The organism is Nocardioides salarius, assembly GCF_016907435.1.
GTDB classification, from domain to species: domain Bacteria; phylum Actinomycetota; class Actinomycetes; order Propionibacteriales; family Nocardioidaceae; genus Nocardioides; species Nocardioides salarius.
The window spans coordinates 1,447,525-1,463,442 of record NZ_JAFBBZ010000001.1 but is presented as its reverse complement, the minus strand read 5'-3'; the positions used below and the strand labels follow the sequence as shown (position 1 = coordinate 1,463,442).

The following is a 15,918-nucleotide window of genomic DNA, read 5'->3' as shown; positions in this document are numbered from 1 at the left end:
CTCGAAGGAACATTCAGGCCGACTCGAAGGAACATTCAGGCCGGGTCGAGCGGCGATATGGGCCGGGTCAGCGTGATGTCTGGGCCGGGTCGCGGGTGGTTCAGGCGGCCCGCCGGGGGACCGTGGCCCGGTCGAGCACGACGGCGCCGACGCCGGCCACCACCCACACCGAGGCCAGGGTCAGCAGCGCGGCGGTGAACCCGCCGTCGCCGCCGCCGTACGCCGCGACCAGCGCGACGCTCAGCGCGCTGCCGACGGTGAAGCCCAGGTAGCGCAGCACCTGGTTGAATGCGACCGCCGAGCCGGTCTCGGCGCGGGGCACGTGCGGCACCATCAGCACCGCCAGGCTCGAGAAGGTGAAGCCCGAGCCGGCACCGCCGAGCGCCATCACCACCAGCGCCTGCCACAGGTGGTCGTGGAAGAGGCCCAGGCCCAGCGTCGCGGCCAGGAACATCGAGCAGCCGGTCGGCAGCAGCCAGCGCGGCCCCAGCCGCCGGCGGACCTGGGTGGCGAGCTGGTTGCCGAGCACGCTCATCAGCGAGTAGGGCACCAGGATCAGCCCGGCGACCAGCACCGAGCGGTCGAGCCCGAAGCCGGGCTCGTCGGCGCGCACCAGCACCACCACCAGCGTGAGCAGGGCGTACATGCCCAGCCCCGCGACCGCCGCCACCAGGTTGGGCGCGGCGATGCCCGGTCGGGTCGCCAGGCGCAGGTCGACCAGCGGGGTCGGGCTGCGCAGCGTCGCGCGCACCCACACCCCGAGGCCGAGCACCCCCACCACCGCCAGGCCCAGCACCCGCGCGGAGGTCCAGCCCCACACCTCGCCCTCGGTGACCGCGAGCAGCACCGCGAGCATCGCCGCGCTCAGCAGCAGCGCGCCCCACCAGTCGACCCGCGCCGGGGTCTCGTCGGCGCTGCCGGGCAGGTGCCGCCACGCCAGCAGCCAGGTCAGGCCGGTCATCAGCGTGCCCAGCGCGTACGCCGCCCCCAGCCCGCCGAGCTGGGCCACCAGCGCGGTCACCGGGTAGCCCAGCCCCGCGCCCGCGACCGTCGTCACCGACAGCAGCGCGATCGCGCGGTCCTGCCCCTCGGCGCGCAGCGCGTCGCGGGCCACCGCGATCGCCAGCGGCAGCAGCGCCATCCCGACGCCCTGCAGCGCCCGCCCCGCGACGAGGACTCCGAACCCCTCGCCCAGCGCGGCCGAGACCGCTGAGACCACGGTGCCCAGCGTGACCACGCCCAGCCCGACCAGGATCGTGGGCCGGCGCAGCCGCCCGCTCGCGAACCGGCCCACCACCGGCGTCGCCACCGCCCCGGCCAGCAGCGCCGCGGTCAGCGACCACTGCGCGGTGCCCAGCCGGACGTCGTACGCCGTCGCGACGCTGGGCACCAGCGGCGCGCCCAGGCTGCTGACCACCGCGGTGATCGTCGTCAGCAGCGCCAGCGTCGGCATCAGCGCCCGCGACGGGGCGGCGCCGACCTGCGGGACGGCGCGGCGGGTCACCACCCGAACCTAGGGCCTGCGTCGCTCACTAGGGTGAAGGGGTGAGCCAGCCCACGCCCGATCCGCACCGCATCCAGGCCGACCTCGAGGCGGCGCTGGAGGCCGCGGCCGAGCACGCCCGGCTGACCCACCGGCTGGCCGCGGCCGACGCCGAGCTCGCCGACGCCGAGGCGCAGGTCGCCGAGGCCCGCTCGCGGCTGGCCGACGAGCGCGCCGACGTGGAGCGCCTGGAGTCCTTCAGCCCCACGCGCATCTGGGCCGGGCTGCGCGGCAGCCGGGAGTCCGACCTCGACCGCGAGCAGGCCGAGCAGCGCCAGGCCGAGTACACCGTCGCGGTGGTCGAGCTGCGCCGCGACCGGGCCCGCGAGGCCTGCGCGTCGCTGCGAGCGGCGTACGACGCGCTCGGCGACGTGGTCGCCCGCCGCAGCGCGGCGCTCGACGCCAAGCAGGCCTGGCTGCTCGAGACCGGCGGGCCCCAGGCCGAGGAGCTGGCCCAGGTGGCCGCCGACCTCGGTGCGATCCGGTCGACGACGACCGAGCTGGTCGAGGCGCTGGAGGCCTGCGACATCGCCCTCGACACGCTCGCGCAGGCCGACAACCTGCTCAGCTCGGCGCGCGGCTGGTCGACCGCCGACACCTTCTTCGACGGCGGCCTGCTCACCGACATGGTCAAGTACGACCGGATGGACCAGGCGCAGGCACTGATGCGCCGCGCCGACGACGCCCTCTCCGACCTCGGCGTCGAGCTCGCCGACGTCGGCATGGAGCCGGTCGGTGGCGTCGAGGTCACCGAGCTGGTGCGGGCCTTCGACGTGTGGTTCGACAACATCTTCAGCGACTGGGCCGTGCGCGAGCGGATCGGCGAGGCCGCCGCCCGGGTCGCCGAGGCCCGCGGGGCCGTCGGCGAGGTGCGCCGCCGCCTGGTCGACCGGCTGCTGCAGGCCGAGTCGCGCGAGGCGGTGCTCGTGGGCCGGCGCCAGGAGCTGCTGGGCGCCGACTCCTGAGTCAGTCGCCCAGCAGGTGCCGCTCGAGGCCGGCCAGCTCGGCGTCGGTGAGCCCGTGGGTGCGCAGGTAGGCCCGCGCCCCGCCGTACGTCTGCTCGACCAGGCGCAGGAAGCGCCGCATCGTCTCGGGCGTGGAGCCGAACGCCTCGGCCGGCAGCGCCGCCAGCCGCTCCTGGTAGGACGGCAGCCGGGTGAACTGCTCGCGCAGCAGCGGCATCGCCTGCTCGGTGCGGGCGTAGTCGGCGACCACGTCGTCCTCGTGCACGCCCACGGCGGCCAGGGTCAGCGCGACCGCGGTGCCGGTGCGGTCCTTGCCGGCGGTGCAGTGCGCCAGCACCGCGGTGCGGCCCGGGTCGCCCACCAGGCGCGCGAAGGCGACCAGCGAGTCGGGGGAGTGCTCGGTGAAGCGCAGGTAGTGCCCGGCCACCCAGTCGCTGAGGTGCGCTGAGTCGAAGTCCCAGCGGGTCTCGCCCGCGTGCACCTCGAGGTGCTCGACCGCGACGGCGTCGAAGGCCGCGCTGGTCGCCTCGGCCGCCTCCTTCTCGCTGCGCAGGTCGACCCGGGTCGCGACCCCGAGCTCGTCGACCAGCCGCGCCACCTGCTCGTCGTCGACGAAGGCCGGCGTCGCGCAGCGCAGCAGCACCCCGGGTCGCACCGTGCGGCCGTCGGTGGTGCTCAGGCCGCCGACGTCGCGCAGGTTCAGCAGGTCGGGCGCGGTGCCTTGGGTGGTCCCGGAAGCGGGGGAGGGTGCGGTGCTCACGCCCCCGATCGTCCCTGGTCGGTGGTAGCCGACCGGTCCCCGGGTCGGCCACGGGCCGCAACGGCGAGCGCCCCGCTCCCACGAGGGGAGCGGGGCGCTGCGGCGTACGGCGTCAGGGCCGGGCCGGTCCTGGGGTCAGGACTTGTTGGCCTTGCGTGCCTGCGAGGCGGTCTTGGCGCGCGAGTTGGCGTCGAGCACCACCTTGCGGATGCGGACCTGCTCGGAGGTCACCTCGACGCACTCGTCGTCGCGGCAGAACTCCAGGCACTGCTCCAGCGACAGCTTCTTCGGCGGGATGAGCTTCTCGAAGTTGTCGGAGGTCGCGGAGCGGATGTTGGTCTGCTGCTTCTCCTTGGTGATGTTGACGTCCATGTCGTCGGCACGCGAGTTCTCGCCGACGATCATGCCCTCGTAGACCTCGGTGGTCGGCTCGACGAACAGCACGCCACGCTCCTGCAGCGAGGTCATGGCGTACGCCGTCGCGGCACCCTTGCGGTCGGCGACCAGCGAGCCGTTGTTGCGCGAGCGGATCTCGCCGGCCCACGGCTCGTAGCCCTCGGAGATGTGGTGGGCGATGCCGGTGCCGCGGGTGTCGGTGAGGAACTCGGTGCGGAAGCCGATCAGGCCACGGGCCGGGACCAGGAACTCCATGCGCACCCAGCCGGTGCCGTGGTTGGTCATCTGCTCCATGCGGCCCTTGCGGGAGGCCAGCAGCTCGGTGATCGTGCCGAGGTACTCCTCGGGCGCGTCGATGGTCAGGCGCTCCACGGGCTCGTGGACCTTGCCGTTGACCTCCTTGGTGACCACCTGCGGCTTGCCGACGGTCAGCTCGAAGCCCTCGCGGCGCATCTGCTCGACCAGGATGGCCAGGGCCAGCTCGCCGCGGCCCTGCACCTCCCAGGCGTCGGGGCGCTCGGTGGGCAGCACGCGCAGCGAGACGTTGCCGATCAGCTCCTGGTCGAGGCGGTCCTTGACCAGGCGCGCGGTGACCTTGGCGCCCTTGACGCGGCCCACCAGCGGGCTGGTGTTGGTGCCGATCGTCATCGAGATGGCCGGCTCGTCGACGTGGATGAGCGGCAGCGCGACCGGGTTCTCCGGGTCGGCCAGGGTCTCGCCGATGGTGATGTCGGGGATGCCCGCGATCGCGACGATGTCGCCGGGGCCCGCGGACTCGCCGGGCTTGCGCTCGAGGCCCTCGGTGACCAGCAGCTCGGTGATCCGCACGTTCTTGGTCTCGCCGTCGCGCTTCATCCACGCGACGGTCTGGCCCTTCTTCAAGGTGCCCTCGTGCACGCGCACCAGCGCGAGACGGCCCAGGAACGGGGAGGAGTCGAGGTTGGTGACGTGCGCCTGCAGCGGCGCGCCCTCGGTGTAGGTCGGGGCGGGGATCGTGTCGAGGATCGTCTGGAAGAGCGGCTCGAGGTCGGGGGAGTCGGGCAGCTCGCCGTTGGCGGGCTGGTCGGTGCCCGCGACACCGGCGCGACCCGAGGCGTAGACGACCGGGAAGTCGAGCGCGTCCTGGCTGTGGCTCTCGTCGAGGAGGTCCATGAACAGCTCGTAGGTCTCGTCGACGACCTCGGCGATGCGGGCGTCGCCACGGTCGGTCTTGTTGACGACCAGGATCACCGGCATGTCGGCGTTGAGCGCCTTGCGCAGCACGAAGCGGGTCTGCGGCAGCGGACCCTCCGAGGCGTCGACCAGCAGCACGATGCCGTCGACCATCGACAGCCCGCGCTCGACCTCGCCACCGAAGTCGGCGTGGCCGGGGGTGTCGATGATGTTGATCGTCATCGGCTTCCCGCCGGCGGCCGGGCCGGCGTAGTGGATCGCGGTGTTCTTCGCGAGGATGGTGATGCCCTTCTCGCGCTCGAGGTCACCGGAGTCCATGACGCGCTCGGCCACACCCTCGGCCTGGTGCTCGGTGAACGCACCGCCCTGGCGGAGCATGGCGTCGACCAGCGTGGTCTTGCCGTGGTCGACGTGCGCCACGATGGCGACGTTGCGGAGATCGGTACGAGTGGTCTGTCCAGACATGCGGCGCGGCGTCGCTTTCGATTGACGAAACGGCCGGTTCCGGCCTCGACGATTCTACGGCGGGCGGCGTCGTACGCCGATTCGTGCGGCCTGCATGAGTCCCCGGCCGGCCGGGGACTCCGTCACTTGTCGGGTGTTGCAACCCCTGACAAGCGCATGAGTACCCGGTCAGCCGGGGACTCCGTCGCACGTGCCAGGTCGGCTCAGCCGGCCAGCGAGCCACCGAAGATCTGCCAGGCCAGGGCGCTCTTGGCGACCAGGCTGAGCACCAGGTAGGCCTTCTCGCCGAAGGCGTAGGAGCGCCACGGGCCGACCTGCTTGTACTGCAGCCACTGGTTGACGCCGAAGCTCATGAAGAAGACGAACAGCGAGCCGACGATGCCGTAGACGAACCCGGGCACGGTGTCGGCGCCGACGGTGTTGACCACGATCGCGACCCACGGGGCGATGCCGGCCAGGGTGCCGAACCAGAAGGGCAGCATCGTGGTGCGCTCGCGCCCCGGCGGGTTCATCACCTCCTGGACCCAGCCGAAGAGGATCATCGAGACGTTGGCGCCGATGATCGCGACCAGCGCCTCGATGCCGGTGATGCCGTTGTAGAAGGCGATCAGGACGATCATCAGCGTCGCGCTGACGGAGTACTCCACCCAGCGGAACCGGTTGATGCCGTCGCGCAGCCCCTGCTCGTAGCGCCGGCGCAGCAGCGTGCCGGTCAGCCCGTGGTCGAGCGCGGCGAGCAGCAGGAACGCCGCGATCGCCCAGCCGATGCGCACGTCGAAGAGCGCCTCGGGTGCCGGGGGCGGGGTGCCCGGCGGGCCCTGGGGGAACGACGAGGTGACGCTGATCGCGAAGCCGCTGGCCAGCACCAGCACCGCCACCGCCTGGGCGGCGTGCAGCACGGCCAGGCCGATGTTCCAGCGCTTCAGGGAGGTCAGGGCCTCGTCGGTGACGCCGCTGGCCACCGGCCGCTCCCGCTCGGGTGAGACGTGCTTCGCGTGCGTCATCGGACCACCAGCTCCTTGCCGTCCATCACGACCTCGGTGGCCTCGCCACCGATCGCCTCCATCATGGCCGCCACGACGCGCTCGTGAGGCAGGGGCGCGGGAAGTCGTGGCGCGGTGCCGGCCAGGGCGCGGGTGTCGAGGCCGGTGTCGAGGTGCGGCGGGCGCGCGTCGAGCACCCGGAAGGAGCGGCGCTCCTCGCGGCGCAGCACCTGCAGCCAGGTCGCCAGCGCCGCCTTGGCCGCCGAGTAGTCGGCCATCCCCGCGGTCGGCAGGTCGGCCAGCACGGCGCTGAGCACCGCGACGGTGCCCTGCCCGTCGCGGGCCTCGGCGACGTACGGCGCCGCCGCGCGCACCAGCGCCATCGGCCCGAGGGTGTTGACCGCGAAGAGCTCCTCCGCGACGGCCTCCTCCAGCTCGACCGCGCGTCCGAATCCGGCGGCGCCGGTGGCGACGACCAGCAGGTCGAGCCCGCCCAGCTCGTCGGCCGCGCCCCGCACGGCCGCGGCGCAGGAGCCGGCGTCGACCACGTCGAGGTGCTGGCCGCCGGTGCCCAGGGCCTCGGCCACCTCGGCGAGGCGGTCGGGGTCGCGCCCGGCGGCCACCACCCGCGCACCCTGCTCGTGCAGCCCCTCGGCCAGCACGGCGCTGAGCACCGCGACGGTGCCCTGCCCGTCGCGGGCCTCGGCGACGTACGGCGCCGCCGCCCGCACCAGCGCCATCGGCCCGAGGGCGTTGAGCGCGAAGAGCTCCTCCGCGACGGCCTCCTCCAGCTCGACCGCGCGGCCGAAGCCGGCGGCACCGGTGGCGACGACCAGCAGGTCGAGCCCGCCCAGCTCGTCGGCCGCGCCCCGCACGGCCGCGGCGCAGGAGCCGGCGTCGACCACGTCGAGGTGCTGGGCGCCGGTGCCCAGGGCCGCGGCCACCTCGGCGAGGCGGTCTGGGTCGCGCCCGGCGGCCACCACGCGGGCGCCCTGCTCGTGCAGCCCCACGGCCAGGGCGCGGCCGAGCACGCCCGTCGCCCCCGCCACCAGCACCCGTGCTCCGTCGATCCGCATCCGTCGAACCTAGGTCGCGCCGGGGGCCCGGCCAGGACCCCTGGGGGTGGGTGGGGCGTGGCTATCGTCGTCGACATGGCCTCCATCGCGACCACCGACCGTGTCGACCTCGACGGGCTGCTGGAGTTCGTGCGGCCCCGCCACAAGATGACGCTGATGACGCTGCGCGCCGACGGCCGCCCCCAGGTCTCGCCCGTGACCGGCGGAGTCGACGCCGACGGCCGGCTGGTGATCTCGACGTACCCGCAGCGCGCGAAGGCCGCCAACCTGCGCCGCCGCGCCGAGGCCACGGTGCTGGTGCACTCCGACGACTGGGACGGGCCCTACGTGCAGGTCGACGGCACCGCCGAGGTGCTCGACATGCCCTCGCCGGAGGCCGAGGACGCGCTGGTCGAGTACTTCCGTTGCATCTCCGGCGAGCACCCCGACTGGGAGGAGTACCGAGCCGCGATGCGCCGTCAGGGCAAGTCGCTGCTGCGGATCACGCCGGTCTCCTGGGGCCCGGTGGCCACCGGCGGCTTCCCGCCGGAGCGGACGCCCGCCTGAGGGTCCTCCCGGGCCTCGTCGTGAGGGTCTTCCCAGCGTCGGCGCCCGGGTGTTGGCTGGGCAGATGACCCTCGGACCCGCGCGCGAGCCCCGGCACTGCTTCGTCCCGCCCTACCTGCAGCGCGCGCTGGGGTACGACGCCACCCTCGCGGTCGACGAGGCGCTGCGCGCGGCGCGGCTCGCCGGGCCCGCGCCGGCGGCGGCGCTGATCACCACCCCCGGCCTGCGGGCCTGGACCGTGCACGACGCCGGGTCGACCAGCACGCTGCCCGGCCGCCCGGCCCGCGCGGCCGGGGCGCCCGCCGTCGGCGACGCCGCGGTCGACGAGGCTGCCACCGGCATCGCGGCCTCGCTGGCGCTGCTCGCCGAGGCGTGGGGCCGCGACTCCTACGACGGCGCCGGGGCGCCGGTCTCGCTCACGGTGCACTACGGCCGCGACTACGCCAACGCCTTCTGGGACGGCACCCAGCTGGTCTTCGGCGACGGCGACGGCGTCGTCTTCGACCGGTTCACCAAGCCCGTCGACGTGCTGGGCCACGAGCTGGCGCACGCGCTGACCGAGCACACCGCCGGCCTGGTGTACGCAGACCAGCCGGGCGCGCTCAACGAGCACGTCTCCGACGTGGTCGCGGCCTGCCTCAAGCAGCGGCTGCTCGACCAGCGCCCCGACCAGGGCGACTGGCTCATCGGCGAGGGCCTCTTCCTGCCCGGCGTGCAGGCCCGCGGGCTGCGCGACATGGCCCAGCCCGGCTCGGCCTACGACGACCCGCGGCTGGGCCGCGACCCGCAGCCCGGGCACCTGGACGACTTCGTCGTCACCACCGACGACCACGGCGGGGTGCACCTCAACTCCGGCATCCCCAACCGCGCCTTCCACCTCGCCGCACTCGCCATCGGCGCCGCCGACCCCGGGCCCCGCGGCACGACCTGGGCCGGCGCCGGCCAGGTCTGGTACGACGCGCTGAGCGGTGGGCTCGTCGGCCCGCGCACCGACTTCGCCGGCTTCGCGGCCGCGACCCTGGCCACCGCGGGCCGGCACGCCGAGGCCGTCGCCGCGGCCTGGGACGCCGTCGGGGTCGAGCCCCGGGCGGTCGCGCCGACCGGCGCCGGGGCGCCGCGGACCTCAGGGGACGGCGGGGGTGGGCCGGCGACCGCGCCGGCCACCGCGCCGGCCACGGTGCCGGCCACGGTGCCGGCCACGGGGGTGGTGCGGGTGCGGCGTACCGGGGGGTTCGTGGGCGTGCCCGCCGAGGCCGACGTCGACCTCGCCTCCGACGACCCCCGGGTGCCCGAGCTGCGCGGCCTCGCAGCGCGCGTCGACGTCACCGCGGTCGCGGCCCACCAGCCGGCCCCCCAGCCCGACCGGTTCGTCTACGACCTCGACGTCTGCGGCGACTGCGCCCAGGTCGGGGAGCAGGCCCTCACCCCCGACCTGGCGCGCCTCGTCGAGCTCGTCCTGGACCTGGGCCACCGCTGACCCGGCCCAAACCTGGCTCTTGTGACCCTTCCGTGGGTCGCTGAGCGTGGCCTGATGTGGCGCACGCCGTTCTCTGTCTAGGTTTCTGGCTTGTCTAGAGTCCGAAACCAAGGGCAGGAGAACGGCGTGCGGGACGCCAGCCTATGGCGCGCCTTGTTGGGCGTCGATGCGACAGCGGTGATCGAGGGTGTCGAGTTCAACCAGGACGCCGATTCCGACGGGTCACTCGGGGGTGTCCTGGTCGCTCACGTGCGCCCACGTCGCGCCAAACGCGGCCGCTGCGGGGTGTGCGGGGCACCCAGCAGCTGGTACGACCCTGGCGAGGACCGCCGACGCTGGCGGGCCCTGGACCTCGGTGTCATCCAGGTGTACTTGGAAGCCGATTCGCCGCGGGTCCGGTGCGCAGTGCATGGCCCCACGGTCCGGCAGGTGCCCTGGGCACGCCACGGGGCCGGGCACACCCGTGCCTTTGATCAACAGGTCGCCTGGTTGGCCACGCAGTGCTCCAAGAGCGCGGTGACCCAGCTGATGCGCATCGCGTGGCGCACGGTGGGCTCGATCATCACCAGGGTGTGGGCCGACACCGCGGCCGGGATCGACCAGTTCGCCGGCCTGCGACGAATCGGCATCGATGAGATCTCCTACAAGCGCGGCCACAAGTACCTGACCGTGGTCGTCGACCACGACACCGGACGACTCATCTGGGCCCAGCCCGGACGCGACCGCGAGACCCTGGGCCGGTTCTTCGATGCTCTCGAGGAGTCCTCGCCCGGTCGGTGCGCTCAGATCACCCATGTCAGCGCCGACGGCGCGCAGTGGATCAGCGACGTGGTGGCGCAACGATGTCCCCAGGCGGTGCGCTGCGCTGATCCCTTCCACGTGGTGGGCTGGGCCACCGAGGCCCTCGACGTCGAACGCCGCGCAGCGTGGAACAACGCGCGTCGTGCCCCCGGCGGCACGTACGGCAACGGCCCCGGCCACGGCCCCCAAGGGCGACGACACGACGCGACCGGTCGCGCACGCGGCCTCAAACGTGCCCGCTACGCGCTGTGGAAGAACCCCGAGAACCTCACCACCCGTCAACGCGCCAAGCTTGAGTGGATCGCCAAGACCGATCCACGCCTCCACCGCGCCTACCTGCTCAAAGAAGGTCTGCGCGTGGTCTTCCAGCTGCCCTACAACCAAGCCTGCGAGGCCCTCGATGCCTGGATCGCCTGGGCCCGAAGATGCCGGCTTCCCTCCTTCGTCGAGCTGCAACGACGAATCACCAAGCACCGCACATCGATCCTGGCCGCCATCGAGCACGACCTGTCCAACGGACGCATCGAATCGATCAACACCAAGATCCGACTCATCACCCGCGTCGCCTTCGGATTCAGATCACCCGAAGCCCTCATCGCGCTGGCCATGCTCAACCTCGGCGGCCACCGGCCCACCCTCCCCGGGCGCACATGACCCACGGAAGAGACAGGAGAGCCCCAAACCTCCCGCCGACCCGGCGCAAATCACCCGCCGACCCGGCTCAAACCTCCCGTCGACCCGGCGCAAATCACCCGCCGACCCGGCGCAAACCTCCCACCGACCGTCACCAGGCGTCTCCGGGCCGGTCCTCGCAGGTCACGTCCACCCCCAGGTCGGGCACCAGGGCGGGGTCGAGGCGCAGGATCATCAGGCCGTCGTGCTCGCCGTCGGCGACGGTGCCGGCGGGGGAGCGGGTGTACGACGTGCCCCGCCACCGCTCCCAGCCGAGCCGTTCGTAGAACCCGGTGGTCGCGCCGGTCGAGAGCATCGCGACCGGCCAGTGCTCAGCGATCTCGACCTGCAGCCGCTGCATGGTCGCGCGGCCGACGCCGCGGCCCTGGTGGTCGGGGTGGGTGGCGACGGCCTCGACGTAGCCGACGCCGTGCCAGGTCCGGTCGAAGCGGATCCGTCGAGGGACAGCACTCGCGTGCGCGACCAGGTCGGGACCCGACCACGCCACGACGTGGACGCCGCCGTAGGCGTGGGACTCGTCGTCGTCACCGAAACGGCCGTCGAAGGCGAGGTCCCACAGGGCGCGCAGGCGACCCCGCGTCGCCCGGTCGAGGTCGGTGCTGCCGACCGCGACCAGCTCCACGGTGACCCCAGGTCAGGTCAGGCCAGGGCGCGGGCCAGGGCGGCCTCGACGTGCAGGCTGGTCGAGCCGAGCACCGGGATGTTGGCGTCCGACTGGTGCACGAGGAGCTCGAGCTCGGTGCAGCCGAGGATGACCGCGCCGGCGCCGGCGTCCCACAGCTCGTCGATCAGGCCGACCACGGTGCGGCGCGACTTGGTGACCACGCGGCCGTGGACGAGCTCGTCGTAGATGATCCGGTTGACCGTCTCGTGGTGGTCGGGCTGCGGCACGTGCACCGTCAGCCCCCGCTCACGCAGCCGGTCGGTGAAGAACGAGCGCTCCATCGCGAAGGTCGTGCCGAGGAAGCCGACCTCCTTGACGTCGTTGGCCACGCAGGCGTCGGCGAGCACGTCGGCCAGGTGCAGAAGCGGGATGTCGACCGCCGCGGCGACCTGGTCGGCGACCCGGTGGAACGTCGTGGTGCACAGCATCAGGAAGTCGGCGCCGGCGCGCTCGACGCCCTGGGCGGCCGCGACGAGGAGCGCGGCGACGGCGTCCCAGTCCTCGGCCTCCTGCAGGGCCGTGACCTCCGCGAAGTCGACCGAGGTCATCACGGTGCGGGCCGAGTGGAGGTCGCCGAGGCGCTTCTCCACACCGGTGTTGAGGGCTTCGTAGTAGGCGGCGCTGCTCTCCCAGCTCATCCCGCCGATGAGTCCGATGGTCTGCACCGGCGCAGTCTCTCACGTCCGGACGAGCAGTCGGTTCTGCACCACCCACCGGTCACTCCTGCGCCCTGGCGGTAGATCTCGACACGCCTGTCACGGCCTCGTTCCTCGGCCGTGGGCTCGCTCGATCTCCACCGCACCAGACGTTCACGAGTTCACGTCTGGCGGTAGATCTCGACACGCCTGTCACGGCCTCGTTCCTCGGCCGTGGGCTCGCTCGATCTCCACCGCTTCAAGCGTTCGCGAACTCACGCTTGGCGGTGGACCTTGTGCTGGGCGGCCTGGGCGCGGGGGCGGATGACCAGCTCGTCGACGTTGACGTGCGGGGGCCGGGTGACGACCCAGGCGATGGCGTCGGCGACGTCCTCGGCCACCAGCGGCTCGGCCACGCCCTCGTAGACCGCGTCGGCTTTCTCCTGGTCGCCCTCGAAGCGCACCAGCGCGAACTCGTCGGTGCGCACCATGCCCGGCGCGACCTCGCAGACCCGCACCGGCTGGTCGAAGAGCTCCAGGCGCAGCGTCTCGGTGACCACCTGGGTGCCGTGCTTGGCAGCGGTGTAGCCGGCGCCGCCCTCGTAGGCGATGCGGCCCGCGGTCGAGCCGACGTTGCAGATCACGCCGGCGCCCGAGGCGATCAGGGAGGGCAGCAGCGCCTTGGTGACCTGCATCAGGCCGATCACGTTGACGTCGTACATCGCGCGCCACTGCGCGGCGTCGCCCTCGGCGACCGGCGCCGAGCCGAACGCGCCGCCGGCGTTGTTGACCAGCACGTCGAGACCCGGGCGCCCGAGCTCGGCGGCCAGCTCGCCGACCCGGGTGGCCAGCGCGGAAACCGACTCGGCGTCGGTGACGTCGCAGACCACGGCGGTGCCGCCGATCTCGGCGGCCAGCGCCTCGACCCGCTCGGCGCGCCGGGCCGCGCACACCACGTGGAACCCCTCCGCGCCCAGGCGCCGCGCGGTCGCGGCCCCGATCCCGCTGCTGGCTCCGGTCACGACGGCGAGGCGGCTGCTCATGGGCCACATTGTGGCGCAGCCCCCGTGGGCCTGGGACGATGGGCGCCGACTGGGTGCCGACCAGGTGAGAGGGGTCTGCTGTGGACAGGGGTACGACGCCCGCCGCCGTCGGCGGTGCGCTCGCCGCGCTGGTGGGCGGAGCGCTGTGGCTGCTGGCTTGGGCCGGGCCCGGCCCGCTCGCGTGGTGGCCCGGTGCGGCGCTCCTGGCCCTGGCGGCCGTGACCCTCGGCGCCGGCCTCGTCGACCGGGGCGCCGCCCCGCTGCGCCTCGTAGTGGGCGTCTGCCTCGCCGTGCTGTGCGTAGCGCTGCTCGCCGTCGTCGGTGGGCTGGCGGGCGCGCGCGGCTCCGCGTCGGTCGACGCCGTCGTGGGCGCGCTCACGACGGCGCTCGGCGCACTCGTGCTGGCCCGCGAGGTACGGCGCCGCCGCCGCGACGACACCCCCGGCGGCGATCCCGAGCCGCCCGCCCCCGGCCGAGGCCGGCCGACCCGGGCCGCACGACCGGCACCGGGGCGGCGCCGTACGGGTGGGGCGCACGCGGGCTGAGGCCTGTCAGAGTTTCATCGGGCACCCGCTGGAACTCGCGTCACCAGCACGAAGGTTCGTGCGGGCGGCGCCAGTTCCGTCGGGGACCCGATGAAACTCCCGCCCGCCCGACCACCACGGCGCCCGCCGCCCCCCGCACCCCACCTACCCGACCTGGGGGAATCTTCGGGCGGCCCGAGGGGTTGAGCGACGAGGGCCCGGTGACGGGACCGGCAGACACACGGACGGAGGACTGCGTGAGCAGCCAGCACCGAAGCGAGCGCCCCGTGCGGCGCCTCGCGATGATCAGCCTGCACACCAGTCCTCTCGACCAGCCCGGCACCGGCGACGCCGGCGGGATGAACGTCTACGTCATCGAGCTGGCCCGCCGCCTCGCCGCCCAGGGCACCGAGGTCGACATCTTCACCCGCGCCACCTCCTCGGCACTCGAGCCGGTGGTCGAGGCCCACGACGGGGTGCGGGTGCGCCACATCCACGCCGGCCCGTTCGAGGGGCTGACCAAGACCGAGCTGCCCGGCCAGCTGTGCGTCTTCGCCCGCGAGGTGCTGCGCACCGAGGCCGCCCACCCGGTGGGCCACTACGACGCCGTGCACAGCCACTACTGGCTCTCCGGGCAGGTCGGCGCGCTGGCCCGCGACCGCTGGGGCGTGCCGCTGGTGCACTCGATGCACACGATGGCCAAGGTCAAGAACGAGGCGCTCGCCGAGGGCGACACCCCCGAGCCGCAGGCCCGCGTCATCGGCGAGGAGCAGGTCGTCGAGGCCGCCGACCTGCTGGTCGCCAACACCGACCTCGAGGCCAAGCAGCTGATCAACCTCTACGACGCCCACGCCGGGCGCGTCGAGGTGGTCCACCCCGGCGTCGACCTCGACGTCTTCCGCCCCCGCGAGCGCGCCGACGTACGCCGCGAGCTCGGGCTGCCCGTCGACGCCGACGTGCTGCTCTTCGCCGGGCGCATCCAGCCGCTCAAGGGCCCCGACGTGCTGCTGCGCGCGGTCGCCGAGCTGCTGCGCCGCGACCCCGGCCTGCGCGAGCGCCTGGTCGTGCCGGTCGTCGGCGGCCCCTCGGGCAGCGGCCTGGAGCACCCCGACGCGCTCGCCACGCTGGCCCGCGAGCTGGGCCTGGGCGACGTGGTGCGGTTCGTGCCGCCGGTCGCCCAGGCCGACCTCGCGCGCTGGTACGCCGCCGCCACGCTGGTGGCCGTGCCGTCCTACAACGAGTCCTTCGGGCTGGTCGCCGCCGAGGCGCAGGCGACCGGCACCCCCGTCGTCGCCGCGGCCGTCGGCGGGCTGACCACCGTGGTGCGCGACGGCCACAGCGGGCTGCTCGTCGAGGGCCACGAGGCCGGCGACTGGGCCGACGCGATCGCGCGGGTGCTCACCGAGCCGCTGCTGGCCCAGCGGCTGCGCTCCGGCGCGGTGCTGCAGGCCAAGGGGTTCTCGTGGGAGGCCACCGCCGAGGCGATGCTCGGCGGCTACGAACGTGCCCGGTGGATGATGCGGCAGGAGGCCCTCGCATGAGCGACGAGCAGATGCGCACCCCGACCAGCCAGGAGCAGGAGCGCGCCGCCGAGGTGGTGCGGGCCTGGCTGGCCACCAACGAGATCGAGGCGCAGGAGCCCAGCCCCGGGCTGTTCTCCTTCGCGCTGCCCGGCGAGAAGAAGCTGCAGACCCCCGTGCGCCTCGACGTCGGCGCCCACGCGCTGGGCGTGCACGCCTTCGTGTGCCGCAACCCCGACGAGAACCACGAGCGCGTGTGGCGCTGGCTGCTGGAGAAGAACCTGCGCCTGTACGCCGTCGCGTTCGCCGTCGACCGCACCGGCGACATCTACCTCGACGCGCGGCTGCCGCTGTCGGTGGTCGACGAGGCCGAGCTCGACCGGCTGCTGGGCTCGGTGCTGACCTACGCCGACGAGTCGTTCAACGCCATCCTCGAGCTCGGCTTCGCCTCCTCGATCCGCAAGGAGTGGGAATGGCGCACGCTGCGCGGGGAGTCGACCCGCAACCTCGACGCGTTCCGCGGCTGGTTGGAGGCCGAGGACGGCACCGACGCCGAGCAGGAGTCGACCGCCGACTGACCCCCGGCACCGACATACCCGACGTGGGGTATGACGCGGCCCCCCGCCGACCCGCAGCATCGTCGGGACGACGCTT

The 15,918-nt window shown here is 73.7% G+C and carries 15 protein-coding genes; 7 read left to right on the top strand and 8 right to left on the bottom strand.

Annotation, left to right across the window (positions count from 1 at the left end):
* Window positions 1-100: 100 nt before the first annotated feature.
* Window positions 101-1,504 carry an MFS transporter gene (locus JOE61_RS07100; protein WP_193670740.1) on the bottom strand — a complete coding sequence of 468 codons (1,404 nt, stop codon included), beginning with the start codon at window positions 1,502-1,504 and terminating at the stop codon, window positions 101-103.
* 41 nt (window positions 1,505-1,545) lie between these two features.
* Here JOE61_RS07100 and JOE61_RS07095 point away from each other — a divergent pair, with 41 nt between their 5' ends.
* Window positions 1,546-2,508 carry a hypothetical protein gene (locus JOE61_RS07095; RefSeq protein WP_193670741.1) on the top strand — a complete coding sequence of 321 codons (963 nt, stop codon included), beginning with the start codon at window positions 1,546-1,548 and terminating at the stop codon, window positions 2,506-2,508.
* A 1-nt stretch (window position 2,509) separates the two neighbouring features.
* On the opposite strand, the gene JOE61_RS07090 is transcribed toward JOE61_RS07095, so the two are convergent.
* The 4 genes from JOE61_RS07090 to JOE61_RS07075 form a co-directional block, all read right to left on the bottom strand.
* Complete coding sequence (locus JOE61_RS07090; protein WP_193670742.1) at window positions 2,510-3,268, bottom strand: tyrosine-protein phosphatase; 759 nt, start codon at window positions 3,266-3,268, stop codon at window positions 2,510-2,512.
* A 135-nt stretch (window positions 3,269-3,403) separates the two neighbouring features.
* On the bottom strand, window positions 3,404-5,302 hold the full coding sequence (gene typA, locus JOE61_RS07085; RefSeq protein ID WP_193670743.1) for a translational GTPase TypA: 1,899 nt from the start codon (window positions 5,300-5,302) through the stop codon (window positions 3,404-3,406).
* A gap of 203 nt (window positions 5,303-5,505) precedes the next feature.
* On the bottom strand, window positions 5,506-6,306 hold the full coding sequence (gene heR / locus JOE61_RS07080) for a heliorhodopsin HeR (protein WP_193670744.1): 801 nt from the start codon (window positions 6,304-6,306) through the stop codon (window positions 5,506-5,508).
* On the bottom strand, window positions 6,303-7,361 hold the full coding sequence (locus JOE61_RS07075) for an SDR family NAD(P)-dependent oxidoreductase (RefSeq protein ID WP_193670745.1): 1,059 nt from the start codon (window positions 7,359-7,361) through the stop codon (window positions 6,303-6,305). The genes heR and JOE61_RS07075 overlap by 4 nt, the downstream gene beginning before the upstream one ends.
* A 75-nt stretch (window positions 7,362-7,436) precedes the next feature.
* On the opposite strand from JOE61_RS07075, the gene JOE61_RS07070 reads away from it, so the two are divergent.
* The 3 genes from JOE61_RS07070 to JOE61_RS07060 all read left to right on the top strand — a co-directional run bounded on the left by JOE61_RS07070 (window position 7,437) and on the right by JOE61_RS07060 (window position 10,839).
* Window positions 7,437-7,907, top strand: coding sequence for a PPOX class F420-dependent oxidoreductase (locus tag JOE61_RS07070; protein WP_193670746.1), 471 nt, complete (start codon window positions 7,437-7,439; stop codon window positions 7,905-7,907).
* Window positions 7,908-7,971: 64 nt separating this feature from the next.
* On the top strand, window positions 7,972-9,384 hold the full coding sequence (locus JOE61_RS07065; RefSeq protein WP_193670747.1) for a protealysin inhibitor emfourin: 1,413 nt from the start codon (window positions 7,972-7,974) through the stop codon (window positions 9,382-9,384).
* A gap of 126 nt (window positions 9,385-9,510) precedes the next feature.
* Window positions 9,511-10,839: an ISL3 family transposase gene (locus JOE61_RS07060; RefSeq protein ID WP_193671201.1), complete on the top strand. Its 1,329-nt coding sequence runs from the start codon at window positions 9,511-9,513 to the stop codon at window positions 10,837-10,839.
* Window positions 10,840-10,969: 130 nt separating this feature from the next.
* Here the strand turns inward: JOE61_RS07060 and JOE61_RS07055 are convergent, their stop codons facing one another.
* The 3 genes from JOE61_RS07055 to JOE61_RS07045 form a co-directional block, all read right to left on the bottom strand.
* Window positions 10,970-11,500, bottom strand: a complete 531-nt coding sequence (locus JOE61_RS07055) for a GNAT family N-acetyltransferase (protein ID WP_193670188.1) — start codon at window positions 11,498-11,500, stop codon at window positions 10,970-10,972.
* A gap of 17 nt (window positions 11,501-11,517) precedes the next feature.
* Window positions 11,518-12,207, bottom strand: coding sequence for an aspartate/glutamate racemase family protein (locus JOE61_RS07050; RefSeq protein ID WP_193670187.1), 690 nt, complete (start codon window positions 12,205-12,207; stop codon window positions 11,518-11,520).
* 245 nt (window positions 12,208-12,452) lie between these two features.
* Window positions 12,453-13,229: an SDR family NAD(P)-dependent oxidoreductase gene (locus JOE61_RS07045; protein WP_372440056.1), complete on the bottom strand. Its 777-nt coding sequence runs from the start codon at window positions 13,227-13,229 to the stop codon at window positions 12,453-12,455.
* Window positions 13,230-13,300: 71 nt separating this feature from the next.
* Here JOE61_RS07045 and JOE61_RS07040 point away from each other — a divergent pair, with 71 nt between their 5' ends.
* The 3 genes from JOE61_RS07040 to JOE61_RS07030 all read left to right on the top strand — a co-directional run bounded on the left by JOE61_RS07040 (window position 13,301) and on the right by JOE61_RS07030 (window position 15,842).
* Complete coding sequence (locus JOE61_RS07040) at window positions 13,301-13,765, top strand: hypothetical protein (protein WP_193670185.1); 465 nt, start codon at window positions 13,301-13,303, stop codon at window positions 13,763-13,765.
* Between the two features lie 236 nt (window positions 13,766-14,001).
* Window positions 14,002-15,285: a D-inositol-3-phosphate glycosyltransferase gene (mshA, locus tag JOE61_RS07035; protein WP_443678570.1), complete on the top strand. Its 1,284-nt coding sequence runs from the start codon at window positions 14,002-14,004 to the stop codon at window positions 15,283-15,285.
* Window positions 15,282-15,842 carry a type III secretion system chaperone family protein gene (locus JOE61_RS07030; RefSeq protein WP_193670184.1) on the top strand — a complete coding sequence of 187 codons (561 nt, stop codon included), beginning with the start codon at window positions 15,282-15,284 and terminating at the stop codon, window positions 15,840-15,842. The genes mshA and JOE61_RS07030 overlap by 4 nt, the downstream gene beginning before the upstream one ends.
* The last annotated feature ends 76 nt before the right edge of the window (window positions 15,843-15,918 follow it).